The following is a 13,916-nucleotide window of genomic DNA, read 5'->3' on the forward strand; positions in this document are numbered from 1 at the left end:
GGTCGAGGCAGCGGGAGCCCGGCTCAAGGCCGGCGTGACGGAAGGGAGGGATCGGCATCCGCCACCCGATCCTCCCGATCGATGCCCAGCTTCATCGCGCGCGTGGCCTCCTCGGTCCGCCGCCGGTCCTCGGGCGTGCGCCGCCGATTGCCGATCACCGCCCACAGCAAGGCGAGCGCGAGGAGCAGGCCGCCGATCGCGGCGACGAGGCCCATCCCATCCATGTCGATCTCCTCTCGCCGTCCCAACGAAGCAGGCCCCGCGCGTATCCGGCCGACTCCCGTGGAACCGCGCACGCCCCATCCCCATTTGCGCTTCATGTCCCGCATCGGCGCCTGGATCGAACCGCACCCGCAGGGCCTCTATCTGCCCTCGGCGGATGCGTGGATCGATCCCTCCACCCCGCAGGCGCGCGCGCTGGTGACGCACGGCCACGCCGATCATGCGCGCGGCGGCCACGCCTCCGTCCTCGCCACGGCCGAGACGATCGCGATCATGGACGCGCGCTACGGCCCGCAGAACGGCCAGCCCGTGGCCTATGGCGAAAGCGTCCGGCTGGGCGACATCGACGTCAGCTTCGTCTCCGCTGGCCACGTCCTCGGCTCCGCGCAGATCGTGCTGGAGAAAGGCGGCGAGCGGATCGTCGTCTCGGGCGATTACAAGCGCCGCCCCGATCCCACCTGTCCGCCGTTCCAGCCCGTGCCGTGCGACATCTTCATCACCGAGGCGACGTTCGGCCTGCCCGTTTTCCGCCATCCCGATACGGGCTCCGAGGTGGATCGCCTGCTGGCCGCGCTCCACGCCAATCCCGATCGCTGCGTGCTGGTCGGCGCCTATGCGCTCGGCAAGGCGCAGCGGCTGATCATGGAGTTGCGCGGGCGCGGGCATGACGCCCCCATTTACCTTCACGGCGCGATGCAGCGCCTGTGCGATCTCTATCGCGATCTCGGCGTGCCCTTGGGCGATCTGCGCCCCGCCACCGGCATCAAGGCCGCCGAGATGAAGGGCCATATCGTGCTGTCCCCGCCCTCGGCGCTCAACGATCGCTGGTCGCGCCGCCTGCCCGATCCGATCACGGCGATGGCCTCGGGCTGGATGCGCGTCCGCCAGCGCGCCGTGCAGCGCAATGTCGAGCTGCCGCTCGTCATCTCCGACCATGCCGACTGGGACGAGTTGACCGACACGATCACCGAGCTCGCCCCCTCCGAGGTGTGGGTGACGCACGGGCGCGAGGAGGCCCTGGTCCACTGGTGCCGCACGCACCAGATCAAGGCGAAGGCGCTCGATCTGGTCGGCTTCGAGGATGAGGACGATTGAGCTTCGAGAGCTCATCCCTCCCCGTTCGGTTCGAGCAGCTTCGAGCTTGCCGAGAAGCGGGCATCGAGAACCTCTTCTCGACTGCGATCTCGACAGGCTCGATCTCCGCTCGAAGGGAACGGGAGGGACGGGGACTTAAACCAGAACCGCCAGCAGCCTGGCGCGCCGCTTCGCCACGTCCTCTAGCCCGATCGGCGCCACATTGGGCGTGCGCGAACCGCAATTGGTGAGCCCGCGCGCGCCGACATAATCGCCCGCGTCGCAGCAGACGTTCACGCCCGCGCGCCGCCAGAAATCCAGCGCGATCAGCAGCGAGGTGGCCGGATCCGCCGCCAGCTCCGGCCGTGCCTCCAGATCCAGCCCCAGCCTTTTGCCCGCCGCGCGATAATTGTTGCGGAAGGTGAGCTGCAGCATGCCGCGTCCGCGATAGCGCCAGCCGTCGCCGGGCTGCACATTGCCCTCGGCCGCCCGCGCATAGACGCTGTTGGCGATCGCCTCCGGCCGGCCCGCCAGCCGGATCGCCAGCGCGTTGGGCCGCTTCACCGCCGCTTTGGTCGAGAGCGCGAATCGCCCCGGCCATGTCCGGGCCAGCCCCTCGGCCGAATAATGCAGATCCTCCTCGAAGCGGCGATAGCCCCCCGTTTCATGCGCCGTCTGCGCGACGAACTCGGCGAGCCGCGCGGGTGTCGTCATCCCATAGGCCGCCAGATGCGCCGCCCCCGCCGCGCCGATCGCGCGCAGCACCTCGTCCGGCGGCCGATCGGCGGCGAAGGCGAACAGCGACGTGCAGAAAGCCGCATCCATACGGCCGCTCGGATCGAATCGGGTCATGCCGAGCCTGTGACCGGCCCGATCCAACATTCATCCAACAAAATGCGGCAAGATCCGAAATGGCAGGAAATCCGCCGTTCCCCCCGCTTGATCGCGCCTTCGTTTCGCGGGCATCATGAAATTCGGGGGACAATCATGGCAGCATCTTCATGGCTGGCGCCGGTCGCAGCGCTGGCATTGGCGGGGTTCGTGGGCGGCGGCGCGCAGGCGGAGCCGATGCCGCTGGAAAAGGCCGCGCGCATTTTCGGCACGCGCGAGAATCTCTATTCGGCGGCGCTGTCACCGGACGGCAAGAAGGTCGTCCTGGTCGGCTCGGTCGGCGCACGGACGCGGCTGGTCTATGTGGTCGATCTGGCCGACAGCCAGCCGCACCCGATCCTGCATTCGGACGACAATCTGAAGCTCACCCACTGCGGCTGGGCCGGAAACGACCGGCTGGTCTGCGGCTTTCGCGGCCTCGATATCGCCTATGGCCAGCGCCTCGGCTTCTCGCGGCTGCTGTCGCTGGATCCGGACGGCAAGAACATCAAGGATCTCACCGCGCATACGGTGGGTGAGGCGCTGCGGATCAGCCAGTTCACCGGCGGCATCATCGATTGGCTCGACGGATCCACGCCGGACGTGCTGATGGTGCGCGATCATGTTCCCGGCTTCTCGACCGGCCAGCGCGGCGCATCGACGCGCGACGGCTATGGCGTCGATCAGGTCAACACGCGCTCGCTGAGCGTCCGCACGATCGAGGGCGCGGACAAGCTGGCGGACACGTTCATCACGGACGGGCAGGGCCATGTCCGCATCATGTCCGTCCGCGGCGTCGCCAATGACGGGATGCTGCGCGGATGGTGGGATTATCGCTATCGCCTGGCCGGCGAGGAGCGCTGGCGCCCGTTCAGCCATGTGGTGCTCAACGCCAAAGAGTCGCTTCGCCCGCTCGCCGTGGATGGCAATGCCAACGTGGCCTATGCGCTCAAATCGCTGAACGGCCGCGATGCGCTCTATCGCGTCAGGCTCGACGAGACCCTCACGTCGGAGTTGGTCTATGGCGATCCGGTGGTCGACGTCGACGATATCGTCACGATCGGCCGCCACGGCCGCGTGATCGGCGTCAGCTACGCGACCGACCGCCGCGTGGTCGACTATTTCGACCCGGACTATAAGACGCTGGCAGCCAAGCTCTCCAAGGCCCTGCCGAAGCTGCCGCTCGTCTCGTTCGAAAGCGCGAGCGCCGACGAATCCGTCCTCTTGCTCCGCGCCTCCAGTGATACGGACGGCGGGCATATGTTCCTGTACCAGAAAGCCAGTCGTCACCTGACCGAGCTGATGCCGGTCCGCCCCGAGCTGGATGGCGTGGCGACCGCCACGGTCCGCTCCATTTCCTACCCGGCCGGCGACGGCGCGATGGTGCCCGCATATCTGACGCTGCCGCCCGACGGCGCCGACAAGAATCTTCCCGCCATCGTGATGCCGCACGGAGGCCCCGCCGCGCGCGACGAATGGGGCTTCGACTGGCTCGCCCAATTCTTCGCGGCGCGCGGCTATGCGGTGATCCAGCCGCAGTTTCGCGGCTCCACCGGCTTCGGCGATGCCTGGTATGTCGATAACGGCTTCAAATCCTGGAAGATCGCCGTGCGCGACGTGACGGCAGCGGGCGAGTGGCTGGTGAAGCAGGGCATCGCCGATCCCGCCAAGCTGGCGATCGTCGGCTGGTCCTATGGCGGCTATGCCGCTCTCCAGTCGAACGTGCTGGATCCGGGCCTGTTCAAGGCCGTGGTGGCGATCGCGCCCGTCACCGATCTCAACAAGGTGAAGCTGGAGGCGGCCGGCTTCACCAATGCGGGGATCGTCCGGGCTTATGTGGGGGATGGCCCCCACATCACGGAGGGATCACCCGCGCTGCATGCCGATCGCTTCCGCGCGCCCGTGCTGATGTTCCACGGCGATCAGGATATCAATGTCGGCATCGGCCAGTCCGCCGGAATGGATGCCGCGCTGAAGCGCGCCGGCAAGGTCAGCAATCTCGTCCGCTATCCGGGCCTCGATCACCAGCTGGACGACAGTTCGGCGCGGATCGACATGCTGACCAAGGCGGACACCTTCCTCCGCGATTCCATGGGAATGTGATCCCTCCGGACGGGCATGTCCCATCGCGATCCTGGCCAAAAAGCGGGATATTCCGAACGTGCGCATCCCCATGGCGGCGATGCGTGGCGCTTTAGAAAAAATCGACCGGGCCGCCAAAAAAGGCGTGCGGGAAGCACGCGGCTGCATCGTCTTGTCAGTGGAAACAGACGAGACACAGAAGCGCGTCGATCGCGACGTTCGGCCAAAAGGCGGACCGGATCGACGGCGAGAGGTTCGGCGGGTGGACCCCATCCCATCCGCCGAAACCCGCCGGGCGGGAGCCGCAACCCGCCCGGCGGCTTGGTCCTAGGACGGATCGACATTCGGATAATTCGAAAGACCGAGCTGGAAATTATTCCAGACTGTCATGCTGAACTCGTTTCAGCATCCATGACCTGACGGGTCTGATTGGCTCAACGGTCGGGTCATGGACCCTGAAACAAGCCTGTCCTGAGCCTGTCGAAGGGTTCAGGGTGACGAGGTTTCAAAGCGGGCGCCATTCCGACGCTGAATGTCGATCGGCCCTCGGGATCGCGGGCCCGACCGGCCTCTTCGCGATTCACCGCACCTCTTTTGCCGGGCACAGCGAAACGCCGCCCTTCCTCACGCCAGAGGCGGAGCAAGAACGGCGCTTCGATCATTCTTGAAGGGATGGGGTGGGAGCCGTCAGCGGCCCCCGCCCACCATCAATGGCTGGCCTGCGGACCCCGCTTGATCCCGGACAGGCCCAGCTGCTCGTCGATCTGGTGCATCAGCCGCTCCAGGCCCGCCTCGTCCTTCGCCTCGGCGCGGGCGACCAGCACGTCCTGCGTGTTCGACGCGCGCAGCAGCCACCAGCCGTCGGCGGTGTTCACGCGCGCGCCGTCGGTGCGGTTGACCTCGGCGCCGTCGGCTTCCAGCCGGTCCAGCACCTCGTCCACCACCGCGAACTTGCGGCTCTCGTCCACCTGGAAGCGCATCTCCGGCGTGTTGACCAGCTCCGGCATCGCGCTCTTCAGCTCGGTCATTGTCTTGCCCGAGGCGCGCACCGCGCCCAGCAGGCGGATCGCCGCATAGAGCGCGTCGTCGAAGCCATACCATTCGTGGCGGAAGAAGATGTGGCCGGACATCTCGCCCGCCAGCGGGCTGTCCGTCTCCTTCATCTTCACCTTGATCAGGCTGTGGCCGGTCTTCCACATCAGCGGCGTACCGCCCAGTTCCGCCACGCGATCATAGAGCGCCTGGCTGGCCTTCACGTCGGCGATGATCGTGCCGCCGGGGACGGCCTTCAGCACCGGCTCGGCCAGGATCGAGAGGATCTGGTCGCCCCAGATCACGCGGCCCTCGCCGTCGATCGCGCCGATCCGGTCCGCGTCGCCGTCGAAGGCGATACCGAAGTCGAGGCCCTTTTCGGCGACGAGCTTCTTCAGATCGACGAGATTCTTCTCCTCGGTCGGATCGGGATGATGGTTCGGGAAGGAGCCGTCGATCTCGGTGTAGAGCAGGTGATGCTCGCCCGGCAGCTTGGCGACCAGCTTCTCCAGCACGCGGCCGCCGGCACCATTGCCATTGTCCCAGCCGATGCGGAATTCGCCGCCCGAATAGCCGGCGAACAGGCGATCGACATAGAGATCCTCGATGTCGGCGTCGGACACCTCGCCCTCGCCCTCGTCCCAATCGCCGTCCTCGGCCATCTTGCCGATCGACTGGATATCCTGCCCGAAGAAGGGCTGGTGCTGCAGCACCATCTTGAAGCCATTGTAATCGGCCGGATTGTGGCTGCCGGTGATCTGGATGCCGCCGTCCACTTCCAGCGTGGCTTCGGCGAAATACAGCATCGGCGTGGGGCCCAGGCCGGTGCGGACCACGTCCACGCCGCTCTCCGTCAGGCCGCGCACCAGTTCGTCGCGCAGGCTTTCGGACGAGACGCGCCCGTCCCAGCCCACCGCCACGCGGGTGCCGCCGGCGCGGCGGACGTGCGTCGCGAAGCCGCGCCCGATCGCATAGGCATCCGCGGTCCCCAGCGTCTTTCCGACGATGCCGCGAATGTCATATTCGCGCAGGGACGTAGGGTCGAAGCGATGCGTCATGAATCCTCCTGTTGACCGGCGTACTTTGCCGCAGTGCAGCGTTAATAACGTTTATCGTTTCACATGCGTTGCGAGGAGTCTGTCCCGCGCTGCATTTATTTCTACGGCAAGCTGGGTGGAGCCGCCCGCATCGGGGTGAACGCGCTGGATGATCCGGCGGTGCGCGGCCCGGATTTCCGAGGCGCTGGCCCCGCGCGGCACATCCAGCAGGGCCCGCGCCCGCTCCGGCGTCATGCCCCGATCGGCCGGCGCGCGCAGCATATTGCGCGTGCGAAACCAGGCCCACCAGCAGGCCCCGCCGATCGCCGCCACCGCCGTCACCGCCTCGCCCCGGCTGAACAGCCGCACCGCGACCAGCACCGCCACCAATGCGGCGACGTCGCCCGCGCGGGGCGCGCGCAAACGGCCCGTCTTCCACCCCCACCAGCCGATCCCGGCGGCGAGGAGGAGGGCCAGGCCCATCATGCGGGCTCGTTAACCTTTTCGGCCGTTTCCAGGGCCGGCAGCTGCAGCCCCGCGATCAGCTCGCGCAATTCCTGCCGGGCGGCGATATGGCCCATGCCCGCCTCGGATCCGATCACGCCCAGATCCAGCAGGGTCAGGCCCTTGGGAAACAGCTCGCGATAGATGACGCGCTCGGACAGGCCGGCGATCGTGCGGAAGCCGACGCGCTTGGACAGTTCGGCCAGCGCCGAGGCCACGCGCCGCATGTTGCGCGCCTCCAGATGCTGGAGACGGTTGCGGAGCACGACCCAGTCGACCGTGGCGCCGTCGCGCTTGCCGCGCGCCTTGCGCGCATCCCACACGATTTCGGCATAGAAGCTCGGCCGCGTGACCTTGAACGTCTCGGCATGGACCTGTCCGATCAGGTCGAGATCGATGAAACTGTCGTTGATCGGGGTCACGAGCGTATCGGCCATCGAGATGGCGGTGCGGACATAATCGTCGTCGCGGCCGGGCGTATCGATCACGATTACGTCCATGCCGTCCGCCATCGCCTCGATCCGCTCCTCGATCGGGCCGCTTTTGGCCGGATCGTAGGTTTCGTGGCGCGCGGTGGCCAGCTCCTGCCCGATCGACTTGGCCATCGCGGATCGATTGTCGAGATAGCGGCCCAGTGTACGCTGGCGCGTATCGAGATCGAGCGCGGCCACCTTGCGGCCTGCGCTGGCGAGCGCGATCGCGACATGGACGGCGGTGGTGGATTTGCCCGATCCGCCCTTTTCGTTGGCGAAGACGATGCGATGTGCCGGCACGGAGACGCTCTTACCCCTGTTGGAACGATGGGCGCGGTCTAGGCGAAGGCACCTCCTGCGGCAACGGACAAGCGTGGGTCCGGGTGGCGCGCGATTTTTTCGGGACCCGTGATTCTACGGGCTCAAGATTCACGAATCGTTGTCGTTAATAAGAGAGAAGGCACCATCGGTAAGGGACGATCGACAGTGAGCAATCTTTTCGGCGTGCAGGGCACCGATAGTGCCCACAAGACCAGCAGCGCGGAAGCCGCGTTCGAACTCGGCATGGCCTATTCCAGCGGATCGGGCGGCGTGCCGCTGGATCTGGTGCAGGCGCATCGCTGGCTGAACGTGGCGGCGCTTTGCGGCTATCGCCCGGCTCTGGCCTGGCGCGCGGAGATCGCGGCGGAGATGGAAGGCAAGGACATCGTCGAGGCCCAGCGCCTCGCGCGGTCCACCATCGTCCAGATCGAGCGCAAGGCGGCATAACCACCGCTCGGTTCGAGCAGGTTCGAGCGAAGCCGAGATACGTCCGTCGCGACCCTATTCGACGCGATGACTTCTCGACTACGATCTCGGCAAGGTCGATCTCCGCTCCAAGCAAACGGCGATTAAAAGCCGGCGGTCACCCCTTCCTGTAGGGGCCCTCTTCGGCCAGCGCCTCGGCATTGTGCTCGACGATCTCGCGCTCCTGCGCGAGATAGGCCTCGACCGCACGGCGGAAACCCTCGTTCGGGATATAATGGGCCGAATAGGTCAGCGTCGGCTCATAGCCGCGCGCCAGCTTGTGTTCGCCCTGCGCGCCGGCCTCGACCGTCTTCAGGCCGCGCGCGATCGCAACATCGATCGCCTGATAATAACAGAGTTCGAAATGGAGGCAGGGTACCTCCTCGGTGCAGCCCCAATAGCGGCCGTAGAGCGTCTCGCCGCCGACCAGATTGAGCGCTCCCGCGATCGGATGCCCGTCGCGCAGCGCCAGCATCAGCACCACCTTGTCGCCCATCCGCTCGCCCAGCAGCGAGAAGAAGGATCGCGTGAGATAGGGCGTGCCCCACTTCCGCGCGCCCGTATCCTGATAGAAATGCCAGAAGGCGTCCCAGTGGCGCTCCTCGATCTCCGCGCCGGTCAGGTGGAGGAACTGGAGCCCCTCGCGCGCCGTCTCCCGCTCCTTGCGGATATTCTTGCGCTTGCGGGACGAAAGCGCGCCCAGGAAATCGTCGAAGCCCGCATAGCCGCGATTGGCCCAATGATATTGCGTGTCGGTGCGGATCAGCCAGCCCGCCGCCTCGAACAGCGGCACCTGCTCGGGCGCGATGAACGTGGCATGCGCCGAGGACAGATCGTTCTGCACGACGACGCTTTCGGCCGCCACGATCAAAGCAGGCGCCAGCGCCGGATCGCGCAGCAGCAGCCTCGGCCCCGGCACGGGCGAGAAGGGCACCGCGATCTGCAGCTTGGGATAATAATTCCCGCCGGCGCGCTCCCACGCCTCCGCCCAGCCATGATCGAACACATATTCGCCGCGACTGTGGGACTTGGCATAAGCGGGCAGGATCGCCGCCGGGCGCCCCTCCGCATCGTCGATCGCGATCGGCACCGGCTGCCAGCCGGTGCGCGTCACGGCGCTGCCCGAATCCTCCAGCGCGGAGAGGAAAGCGTGGCTGACGAAGGGATTCTCCCCACCCGCGCACGCATCCCAGTCGGAGCGCGAGAAGGCGGCGATCCCGCCTGCCATCCGCGCCACGACATCCTCCATAAGATCAGGCCTTTACGGCGAAGATCGCGTCGATCTCGACCACCGCGCCCAGTGGCAGGACCGGCACGCCCACGGCGCTGCGCGCATGCTTGCCGGCATCGCCGAACACCGCGACCATCAGTTCCGACGCGCCGTTCGCCACCTTGGGCTGGGCGGTGAAGCCGCCCGCCGAATTGACGAACACGCCCAGCTTCACGACGCGCTCCACCGTGTCGAGCGAGCCCAGAGCCGCCTTCACCTGCGCCAGCAGCATCAGGCCGCAGCGCTCGGCGGCCTTCTGCGCATACACCTCGTCGCGATCCTCGCCGCAGCGGCCGGTCATCAGCTGGCCGTCGAGGAAGGGCAGCTGGCCCGAAACGTGGAGCAGGCCACCCGCCAGCACGGTGGGCACATAGGCCGCGACGGGCGCCGCCGCGACCGGCAGGTCATGCCCCAGTTCCGCCAACCGATCGTCGATGCTCATCCGTCTGTCTCCGTTCACAAATGCGTTCAGGCGGCCACGGGATGTCCCGCGAAGCGCGCCAGCACCCAGTCGACCGCCTCGGCCCAGTCGTCGATCCGCGCGTGCGCGTCCGGCGCGGGGCCGCACTCCACCGCAATCTCGGGCTCGGCGATCATATGCAGCCGGAACACGTCCGGCGCGGCGCGGGCGACGGAGGCATGATGCCCGGCCAGATCGTCGACGAACACCGCCACCGACGGGCTATATTCCGCGATCAGCCGCGCCACCGGCTCGCCCTTGGAGGCCATGCCGTTGCAGATCACGCGATGCTCGATCCCGAACCGGGCGAGCTGATCGATCCGCCCGGTCAGCGATTCCTCGCCCAGATTGGTGAGGACCACCACGTCCGCCACCTCGGCGATCCGCTCCAGCGCCTCGCGCGCATGCGGCACCAGGGTCTGGCGCGGCATTTCGGTGGCGAAGAAACCGTCGAGGAAGGCCCACAATTCGTCGTCCGACACGATCGATCCGTCCGATCGGCGTCGCGCCGCTTTCGAGAAGAAGCCGCCGGTCGGGCGGAAATCGATCGCATGCGCCTCGTCCAGCCAGGCGCTCATGTGCCGCACCATATGCAGCAGCACCTCGTCGCAATCGGTGATCAGCAGCGGGCGGCTCATGCGTTCAACTCCCGCGCCGCTGCCTGGATAGCCTCGGGCGCGATCGCAAGGTCGCGCGCGCAGGCGATCAGATCCGCCTCATGCCCGGCGAGATAGGCGACCACCGCCGCATGGAGCGCCGGATCGGAAATGCGCGCGCGCAGATCGTCGGGCTCCAGCCCGGTCAGCGCCAAAAACCGCGACGCACGGCCGCCATCGTCCAGAATCCAGCTAAGCGCCTGCAATGCCACGGTTGGCGCATCTTCTCCTTCGTGCGACACTATGGATCGTTTCGCAGTCGTGATCGTTTCATCGGGCATAGGGTGCGAGGGTTCCGTGGCGAAAAAAGTACTCGTTGTCGAGGATAACGAACTCAATCTGAAGCTGTTCTGCGATCTTTTGCAGGCGCATCATTTCGAGACAGATCCGGTGCCCGACGGGCGAGCCGCGATCGAACGGGCCCGACTTTTCGGGCCGGACCTGATCGTGATGGATATTCAGCTGCCGCATGTCAGCGGGATCGAGCTGATCGAAACGCTGAAACGGGACGTGGCGCTGTCGTCCATCCCCGTGATGGCGGTCACCGCTTATGCCGCCAAGGGCGACGAGGAAAGGATCCGGGCCGCCGGTGCGGAGGCCTATATCTCCAAGCCCGTCACCGTGAACAGCTTCATGAGTGCCGTCCGCAAGCTGATCGATCCGGACGCGCTGCCCGATCCGCGCCTGGCGCAATCGGCCGCGCGCGGCCTGAGCGCCCCCTTTTAACGCTGAACCAGACCCGTCCTCCCCTCCCGCCCGCGGGAGGGGCCGGGGGTGGGCATTCCGCCCCCAACGGCTACACAATCAGCCGATGCTGAGAACCCCACGCGAACCCCTCCCGCCTGCGGGAAGGGCTTTCGTCCTATTGGGTGGGCGCGTCGGTTTTCGCCGGGGCCGGCGCTCGCCCATCCAGCTCCGCCGCGAGGCGCCGGATCAGGCGGCTTCCCGTCGTCTGGTGAAAGCGCGGAAACACCGCATGGATCAACGCCGCGATGCCGCCGCCGATCAGCAGGAAGCCCACCCGCCCCGCCACGCGCATATGCTCGCCATAGCTTTCGCCGACGGAGCGGGGATGGGCGAGGAACAGGCGTTCGAACATGATGGGCCTCCGTCGCCAGGATGCCCCCGCGACGGCGACCTCGCAATCAGGAGGTCGTTTGCGACATGCGAGGAAGATCGCATGTCGAGGCGGCACCGGCCCACTCCCCCACCCGACCTCCCAATCAGTTTACTCTGTGGGAGGTCGGGTGGGGGAGCGGGCCGGTGCCGCCATGCGCCGCAAGGCGCATCAAACAGCCCCTCTCAGCTGAACTTTTCTTTCAGCCCCAGCATCGCGATCGCGGCCTTGGCCGCCTCGCCGCCCTTGTCCTTCTCGGTGCGGCGCGCGCGGGCCAGCGCCTGCGCCTCATTCTCCACCGTCAGGATGCCGTTGCCGATCGGCAGGCCGTCCAGCGTCAGCGCCATCAGGCCGCGCGCGCTCTCGTTGGCGACGACCTCGAAATGATAGGTCTCGCCGCGAATGATCACGCCCAGCGCGACGAAGCCGTCATAGCGGCCCGTCTCGGCCGCCATCGCGATCGCGGCGGGCACTTCCAGCGCGCCCGGCACGGTCACCAGCTCGTGGCTGTGCCCCGCCTCTTCCAGCGCGGCGCGCGCGCCCTCGATCAGCATGTCATTGAGATGCGTGTAGAAACGCGCCTCGACAATCAGGAAGCGTGCCATCAGCCCAAAGTCTCCGGAATGGGCCGCTCACCGACCACGTTGATGCCATAACCCTCGATCGCGACGATGTGGCGATGCGCGTTCGAGAGCAGTTCGATCTCATGCACGCCCAGATCCGCGAGAATCTGCGCGCCGATGCCGTAGCTGCGCAGGTCCATATCCTCGCCGCCCTCGGCCTGCGGGGCGGCCTGCACCGGCGCCTTGCTGACGAGCAGCACGATCACGCCCGCGCCCTCGCGCCCGATCTCGGCCATCGCGCGCTGCAGCATGCGCTTGCGCGGCCCCTGCCGGCCCAGCATGTCGTCCAGCAGCGAGATGGCGTGGACGCGCGCCAGCGTCGGCTTGCCCTCCACCACGCGGCCCTTCTGCATCACCATGTGGTGCGTGCCGTCAGTCTTGTCGCGATAGGTGAGCAGCTTCCAGTCGCCGCCATAATCGGAGGTGAAAGGCGCCTCCTCGATCTTCTCGACCAGATGATCGTAGCGGCGGCGATAGGCGATCAGATCGCGGATCGTGCCGATCTTGAGGGCATGGCGCTGGGCGAAGGCGACGAGATCGTCGAGACGGGCCATCGTCCCGTCATCCTTCATCACCTCGCAGATCACGCCCGAGGGGTTGAGCCCCGCCAGACGCGACACGTCCACCGCCGCCTCGGTATGGCCCGCGCGCACCAGCACGCCACCCGGCCGCGCGACCAGCGGGAACACATGGCCCGGCGTCACGATCTCATCCGGCCCCTTGCCCGCATCGATCGCCACCGCGATCGTGCGCGCGCGGTCGCCGGCCGAAATGCCCGTGGTCACGCCATGGCGCGCCTCGATCGAGGTGGTGAAGGCCGTCTCGTGGCGCGTGCCATTGTTGCGGCTCATCAGCGGCAGGCCGAGCTGATCGACCCGTTCCTTGGCCATGGCGAGACAGATCAGCCCGCGTCCATGGGTGGCCATGAAGTTGATCGCATCCGGCGTCGCCATCTGCGCGGGGATGATCAGATCGCCCTCATTCTCGCGATCCTCGTCATCGACCAGAATGTACATCCGACCGTTGCGCGCCTCGTCGATAATCTCCTCGGGCGAGGACAGGAAAGCGTGGCGCAGCCGCGTGATCTCAGCGCTTGCGGGCATGGTTCAACTCCTCCATCCGGCCGAGATAGCGTGCCAGCACATCGATCTCGATGTTGAGCGGGCGGCCGGGCTCCAATGTTGCGAACGTGGTCATTTCCGCCGTGTGCGGGATGATGTTGAGGCCGATGACGGTGCCCTCGGGCCCATCCTCCACCGTGTTGACGGTCAGCGAGATGCCGTCGAGCGCGACCGATCCCTTGGCCGCCAGATAGCCCGCCAGATCGTCCGGCACCCAGACGGTCAGCGCGATCGACCCGCCGACCGGATGGGCCGAAACGATGCGGCCGACGCCGTCGACATGGCCGGTCACGATATGCCCGCCCAGTTCATCGCCCACGCGCAAGGCGCGCTCCAGATTGATGCGCTGGCCCTCGGCCCAGACGGCCGAGGCGGTACGCGCCACCGTCTCCTGGCTCACGTCGACCGCGAACCAGCCGGGGCCCTTGTCCACTACCGTCAGGCAGGCGCCCGAGCAGGAGATGGAGGCGCCCATGTCGATCGATTGCGTGTCGTAGCGCGTCCCGATGCGGACGCGCAGGTCGCCCTTCTGCTCGATCGCCTCGACGGTGCCGATGTCGGTGATGATGCCGGTGAACATATCTTTCCT

General features: G+C 66.9%; 16 protein-coding genes and 1 pseudogene. 4 read left to right on the plus strand and 13 right to left on the minus strand.

Annotated features, from left to right (window positions below; genetic code table 11):
* Nucleotides 1-23 precede the first annotated feature (23 nt).
* Nucleotides 24-224 carry a hypothetical protein gene (locus HL653_RS01980; RefSeq protein WP_171743017.1) on the minus strand — a complete coding sequence of 67 codons (201 nt, stop codon included), beginning with the start codon at nt 222-224 and terminating at the stop codon, nt 24-26.
* A gap of 94 nt (nt 225-318) precedes the next feature.
* Here HL653_RS01980 and HL653_RS01985 point away from each other — a divergent pair, with 94 nt between their 5' ends.
* Nucleotides 319-1,317 (plus strand): ligase-associated DNA damage response exonuclease, encoded by a 999-nt coding sequence (locus tag HL653_RS01985; RefSeq protein WP_171746726.1) that lies wholly within the window; start codon nt 319-321, stop codon nt 1,315-1,317.
* Between the two features lie 135 nt (nt 1,318-1,452).
* Here the strand turns inward: HL653_RS01985 and HL653_RS01990 are convergent, their stop codons facing one another.
* The gene (locus HL653_RS01990; RefSeq protein ID WP_171743018.1) at nt 1,453-2,148 is read right to left on the minus strand and encodes a glycoside hydrolase family 19 protein; all 696 of its coding nucleotides are present in this window, start codon (nt 2,146-2,148) and stop codon (nt 1,453-1,455) included.
* Nucleotides 2,149-2,283: 135 nt separating this feature from the next.
* Here HL653_RS01990 and HL653_RS01995 point away from each other — a divergent pair, with 135 nt between their 5' ends.
* Complete coding sequence (locus HL653_RS01995; RefSeq protein ID WP_253717465.1) at nt 2,284-4,269, plus strand: S9 family peptidase; 1,986 nt, start codon at nt 2,284-2,286, stop codon at nt 4,267-4,269.
* A gap of 686 nt (nt 4,270-4,955) precedes the next feature.
* Here HL653_RS01995 and pgmG read toward each other — a convergent pair.
* From pgmG to HL653_RS02010, 3 genes are read right to left on the minus strand one after another with little or no spacing between them, the layout of a single operon-like run.
* On the minus strand, nt 4,956-6,338 hold the full coding sequence (gene pgmG / locus HL653_RS02000; RefSeq protein ID WP_171743019.1) for a phosphoglucomutase/phosphomannomutase PgmG: 1,383 nt from the start codon (nt 6,336-6,338) through the stop codon (nt 4,956-4,958).
* Between the two features lie 51 nt (nt 6,339-6,389).
* Nucleotides 6,390-6,803: a molecular chaperone DnaJ gene (locus HL653_RS02005; RefSeq protein WP_171743020.1), complete on the minus strand. Its 414-nt coding sequence runs from the start codon at nt 6,801-6,803 to the stop codon at nt 6,390-6,392.
* Nucleotides 6,800-7,594: a division plane positioning ATPase MipZ gene (locus HL653_RS02010; protein ID WP_171743021.1), complete on the minus strand. Its 795-nt coding sequence runs from the start codon at nt 7,592-7,594 to the stop codon at nt 6,800-6,802. The genes HL653_RS02005 and HL653_RS02010 overlap by 4 nt, the downstream gene beginning before the upstream one ends.
* Nucleotides 7,595-7,780: 186 nt before the next feature.
* Between HL653_RS02010 and HL653_RS02015 the strand changes: the two genes are divergently transcribed.
* A complete protein-coding gene (locus HL653_RS02015) occupies nt 7,781-8,062 on the plus strand; it encodes an SEL1-like repeat protein (RefSeq protein ID WP_171743022.1) in 282 nt (93 codons plus the stop codon).
* Between the two features lie 136 nt (nt 8,063-8,198).
* Here the strand turns inward: HL653_RS02015 and HL653_RS02020 are convergent, their stop codons facing one another.
* Genes HL653_RS02020 through HL653_RS02035 form a run of 4 tightly spaced genes read right to left on the minus strand, consistent with a single transcriptional unit; the run spans nt 8,199 to nt 10,678 of the window.
* Nucleotides 8,199-9,308, minus strand: a complete 1,110-nt coding sequence (locus tag HL653_RS02020; protein ID WP_367613617.1) for a GNAT family N-acetyltransferase — start codon at nt 9,306-9,308, stop codon at nt 8,199-8,201.
* Nucleotides 9,309-9,333: 25 nt separating this feature from the next.
* Nucleotides 9,334-9,792, minus strand: coding sequence for a RidA family protein (locus HL653_RS02025; RefSeq protein ID WP_171743024.1), 459 nt, complete (start codon nt 9,790-9,792; stop codon nt 9,334-9,336).
* Between the two features lie 26 nt (nt 9,793-9,818).
* A complete protein-coding gene (locus HL653_RS02030; protein WP_171743025.1) occupies nt 9,819-10,448 on the minus strand; it encodes an HAD family hydrolase in 630 nt (209 codons plus the stop codon).
* Nucleotides 10,445-10,678 (minus strand): DUF3572 family protein, encoded by a 234-nt coding sequence (locus HL653_RS02035; RefSeq protein WP_253717467.1) that lies wholly within the window; start codon nt 10,676-10,678, stop codon nt 10,445-10,447. The genes HL653_RS02030 and HL653_RS02035 overlap by 4 nt, the downstream gene beginning before the upstream one ends.
* 85 nt (nt 10,679-10,763) lie before the next feature.
* Here HL653_RS02035 and HL653_RS02040 point away from each other — a divergent pair.
* Nucleotides 10,764-11,123 (plus strand): annotated as a pseudogene (locus HL653_RS02040) (response regulator); the annotation flags it as partial.
* A 205-nt stretch (nt 11,124-11,328) separates the two neighbouring features.
* Here the strand turns inward: HL653_RS02040 and HL653_RS02045 are convergent.
* The 4 genes from HL653_RS02045 to HL653_RS02060 form a co-directional block, all read right to left on the minus strand.
* Nucleotides 11,329-11,565 carry a DUF6356 family protein gene (locus HL653_RS02045; protein ID WP_171743028.1) on the minus strand — a complete coding sequence of 79 codons (237 nt, stop codon included), beginning with the start codon at nt 11,563-11,565 and terminating at the stop codon, nt 11,329-11,331.
* Nucleotides 11,566-11,768: 203 nt separating this feature from the next.
* Nucleotides 11,769-12,188: a 6,7-dimethyl-8-ribityllumazine synthase gene (gene ribH / locus HL653_RS02050; RefSeq protein WP_171743029.1), complete on the minus strand. Its 420-nt coding sequence runs from the start codon at nt 12,186-12,188 to the stop codon at nt 11,769-11,771.
* Complete coding sequence (gene ribB, locus HL653_RS02055) at nt 12,188-13,309, minus strand: 3,4-dihydroxy-2-butanone-4-phosphate synthase (protein WP_171743030.1); 1,122 nt, start codon at nt 13,307-13,309, stop codon at nt 12,188-12,190. Before ribB ends, ribH begins: the two co-directional genes overlap by 1 nt.
* A complete protein-coding gene (locus HL653_RS02060; RefSeq protein WP_171743031.1) occupies nt 13,293-13,907 on the minus strand; it encodes a riboflavin synthase in 615 nt (204 codons plus the stop codon). Before HL653_RS02060 ends, ribB begins: the two co-directional genes overlap by 17 nt.
* Between the last annotated feature and the right edge of the window lie 9 nt (nt 13,908-13,916).

The sequence above is a fragment of the Sphingomonas sp. AP4-R1 genome, assembly GCF_013113735.1.
In the GTDB taxonomy this organism is placed as follows: Bacteria; Pseudomonadota; Alphaproteobacteria; order Sphingomonadales; family Sphingomonadaceae; genus Sphingomonas_I.

Coding starts and splice junctions, on each gene's coding strand:
- HL653_RS01980 (WP_171743017.1), bottom strand. CDS start 224: ATGGATGGGATGGGCCTCGTCGCCGCGATCGGCGGCCTGCTCCTCGCG.
- HL653_RS01985 (WP_171746726.1), top strand. CDS start 319: ATGTCCCGCATCGGCGCCTGGATCGAACCGCACCCGCAGGGCCTCTAT.
- HL653_RS01990 (WP_171743018.1), bottom strand. CDS start 2,148: ATGACCCGATTCGATCCGAGCGGCCGTATGGATGCGGCTTTCTGCACG.
- HL653_RS01995 (WP_253717465.1), top strand. CDS start 2,284: ATGGCAGCATCTTCATGGCTGGCGCCGGTCGCAGCGCTGGCATTGGCG.
- pgmG (WP_171743019.1), bottom strand. CDS start 6,338: ATGACGCATCGCTTCGACCCTACGTCCCTGCGCGAATATGACATTCGC.
- HL653_RS02005 (WP_171743020.1), bottom strand. CDS start 6,803: ATGATGGGCCTGGCCCTCCTCCTCGCCGCCGGGATCGGCTGGTGGGGG.
- HL653_RS02020 (WP_367613617.1), bottom strand. CDS start 9,308: ATGGCAGGCGGGATCGCCGCCTTCTCGCGCTCCGACTGGGATGCGTGC.
- HL653_RS02025 (WP_171743024.1), bottom strand. CDS start 9,792: ATGAGCATCGACGATCGGTTGGCGGAACTGGGGCATGACCTGCCGGTC.
- HL653_RS02030 (WP_171743025.1), bottom strand. CDS start 10,448: ATGAGCCGCCCGCTGCTGATCACCGATTGCGACGAGGTGCTGCTGCAT.
- HL653_RS02045 (WP_171743028.1), bottom strand. CDS start 11,565: ATGTTCGAACGCCTGTTCCTCGCCCATCCCCGCTCCGTCGGCGAAAGC.
- ribH (WP_171743029.1), bottom strand. CDS start 12,188: ATGGCACGCTTCCTGATTGTCGAGGCGCGTTTCTACACGCATCTCAAT.
- ribB (WP_171743030.1), bottom strand. CDS start 13,309: ATGCCCGCAAGCGCTGAGATCACGCGGCTGCGCCACGCTTTCCTGTCC.
- HL653_RS02060 (WP_171743031.1), bottom strand. CDS start 13,907: ATGTTCACCGGCATCATCACCGACATCGGCACCGTCGAGGCGATCGAG.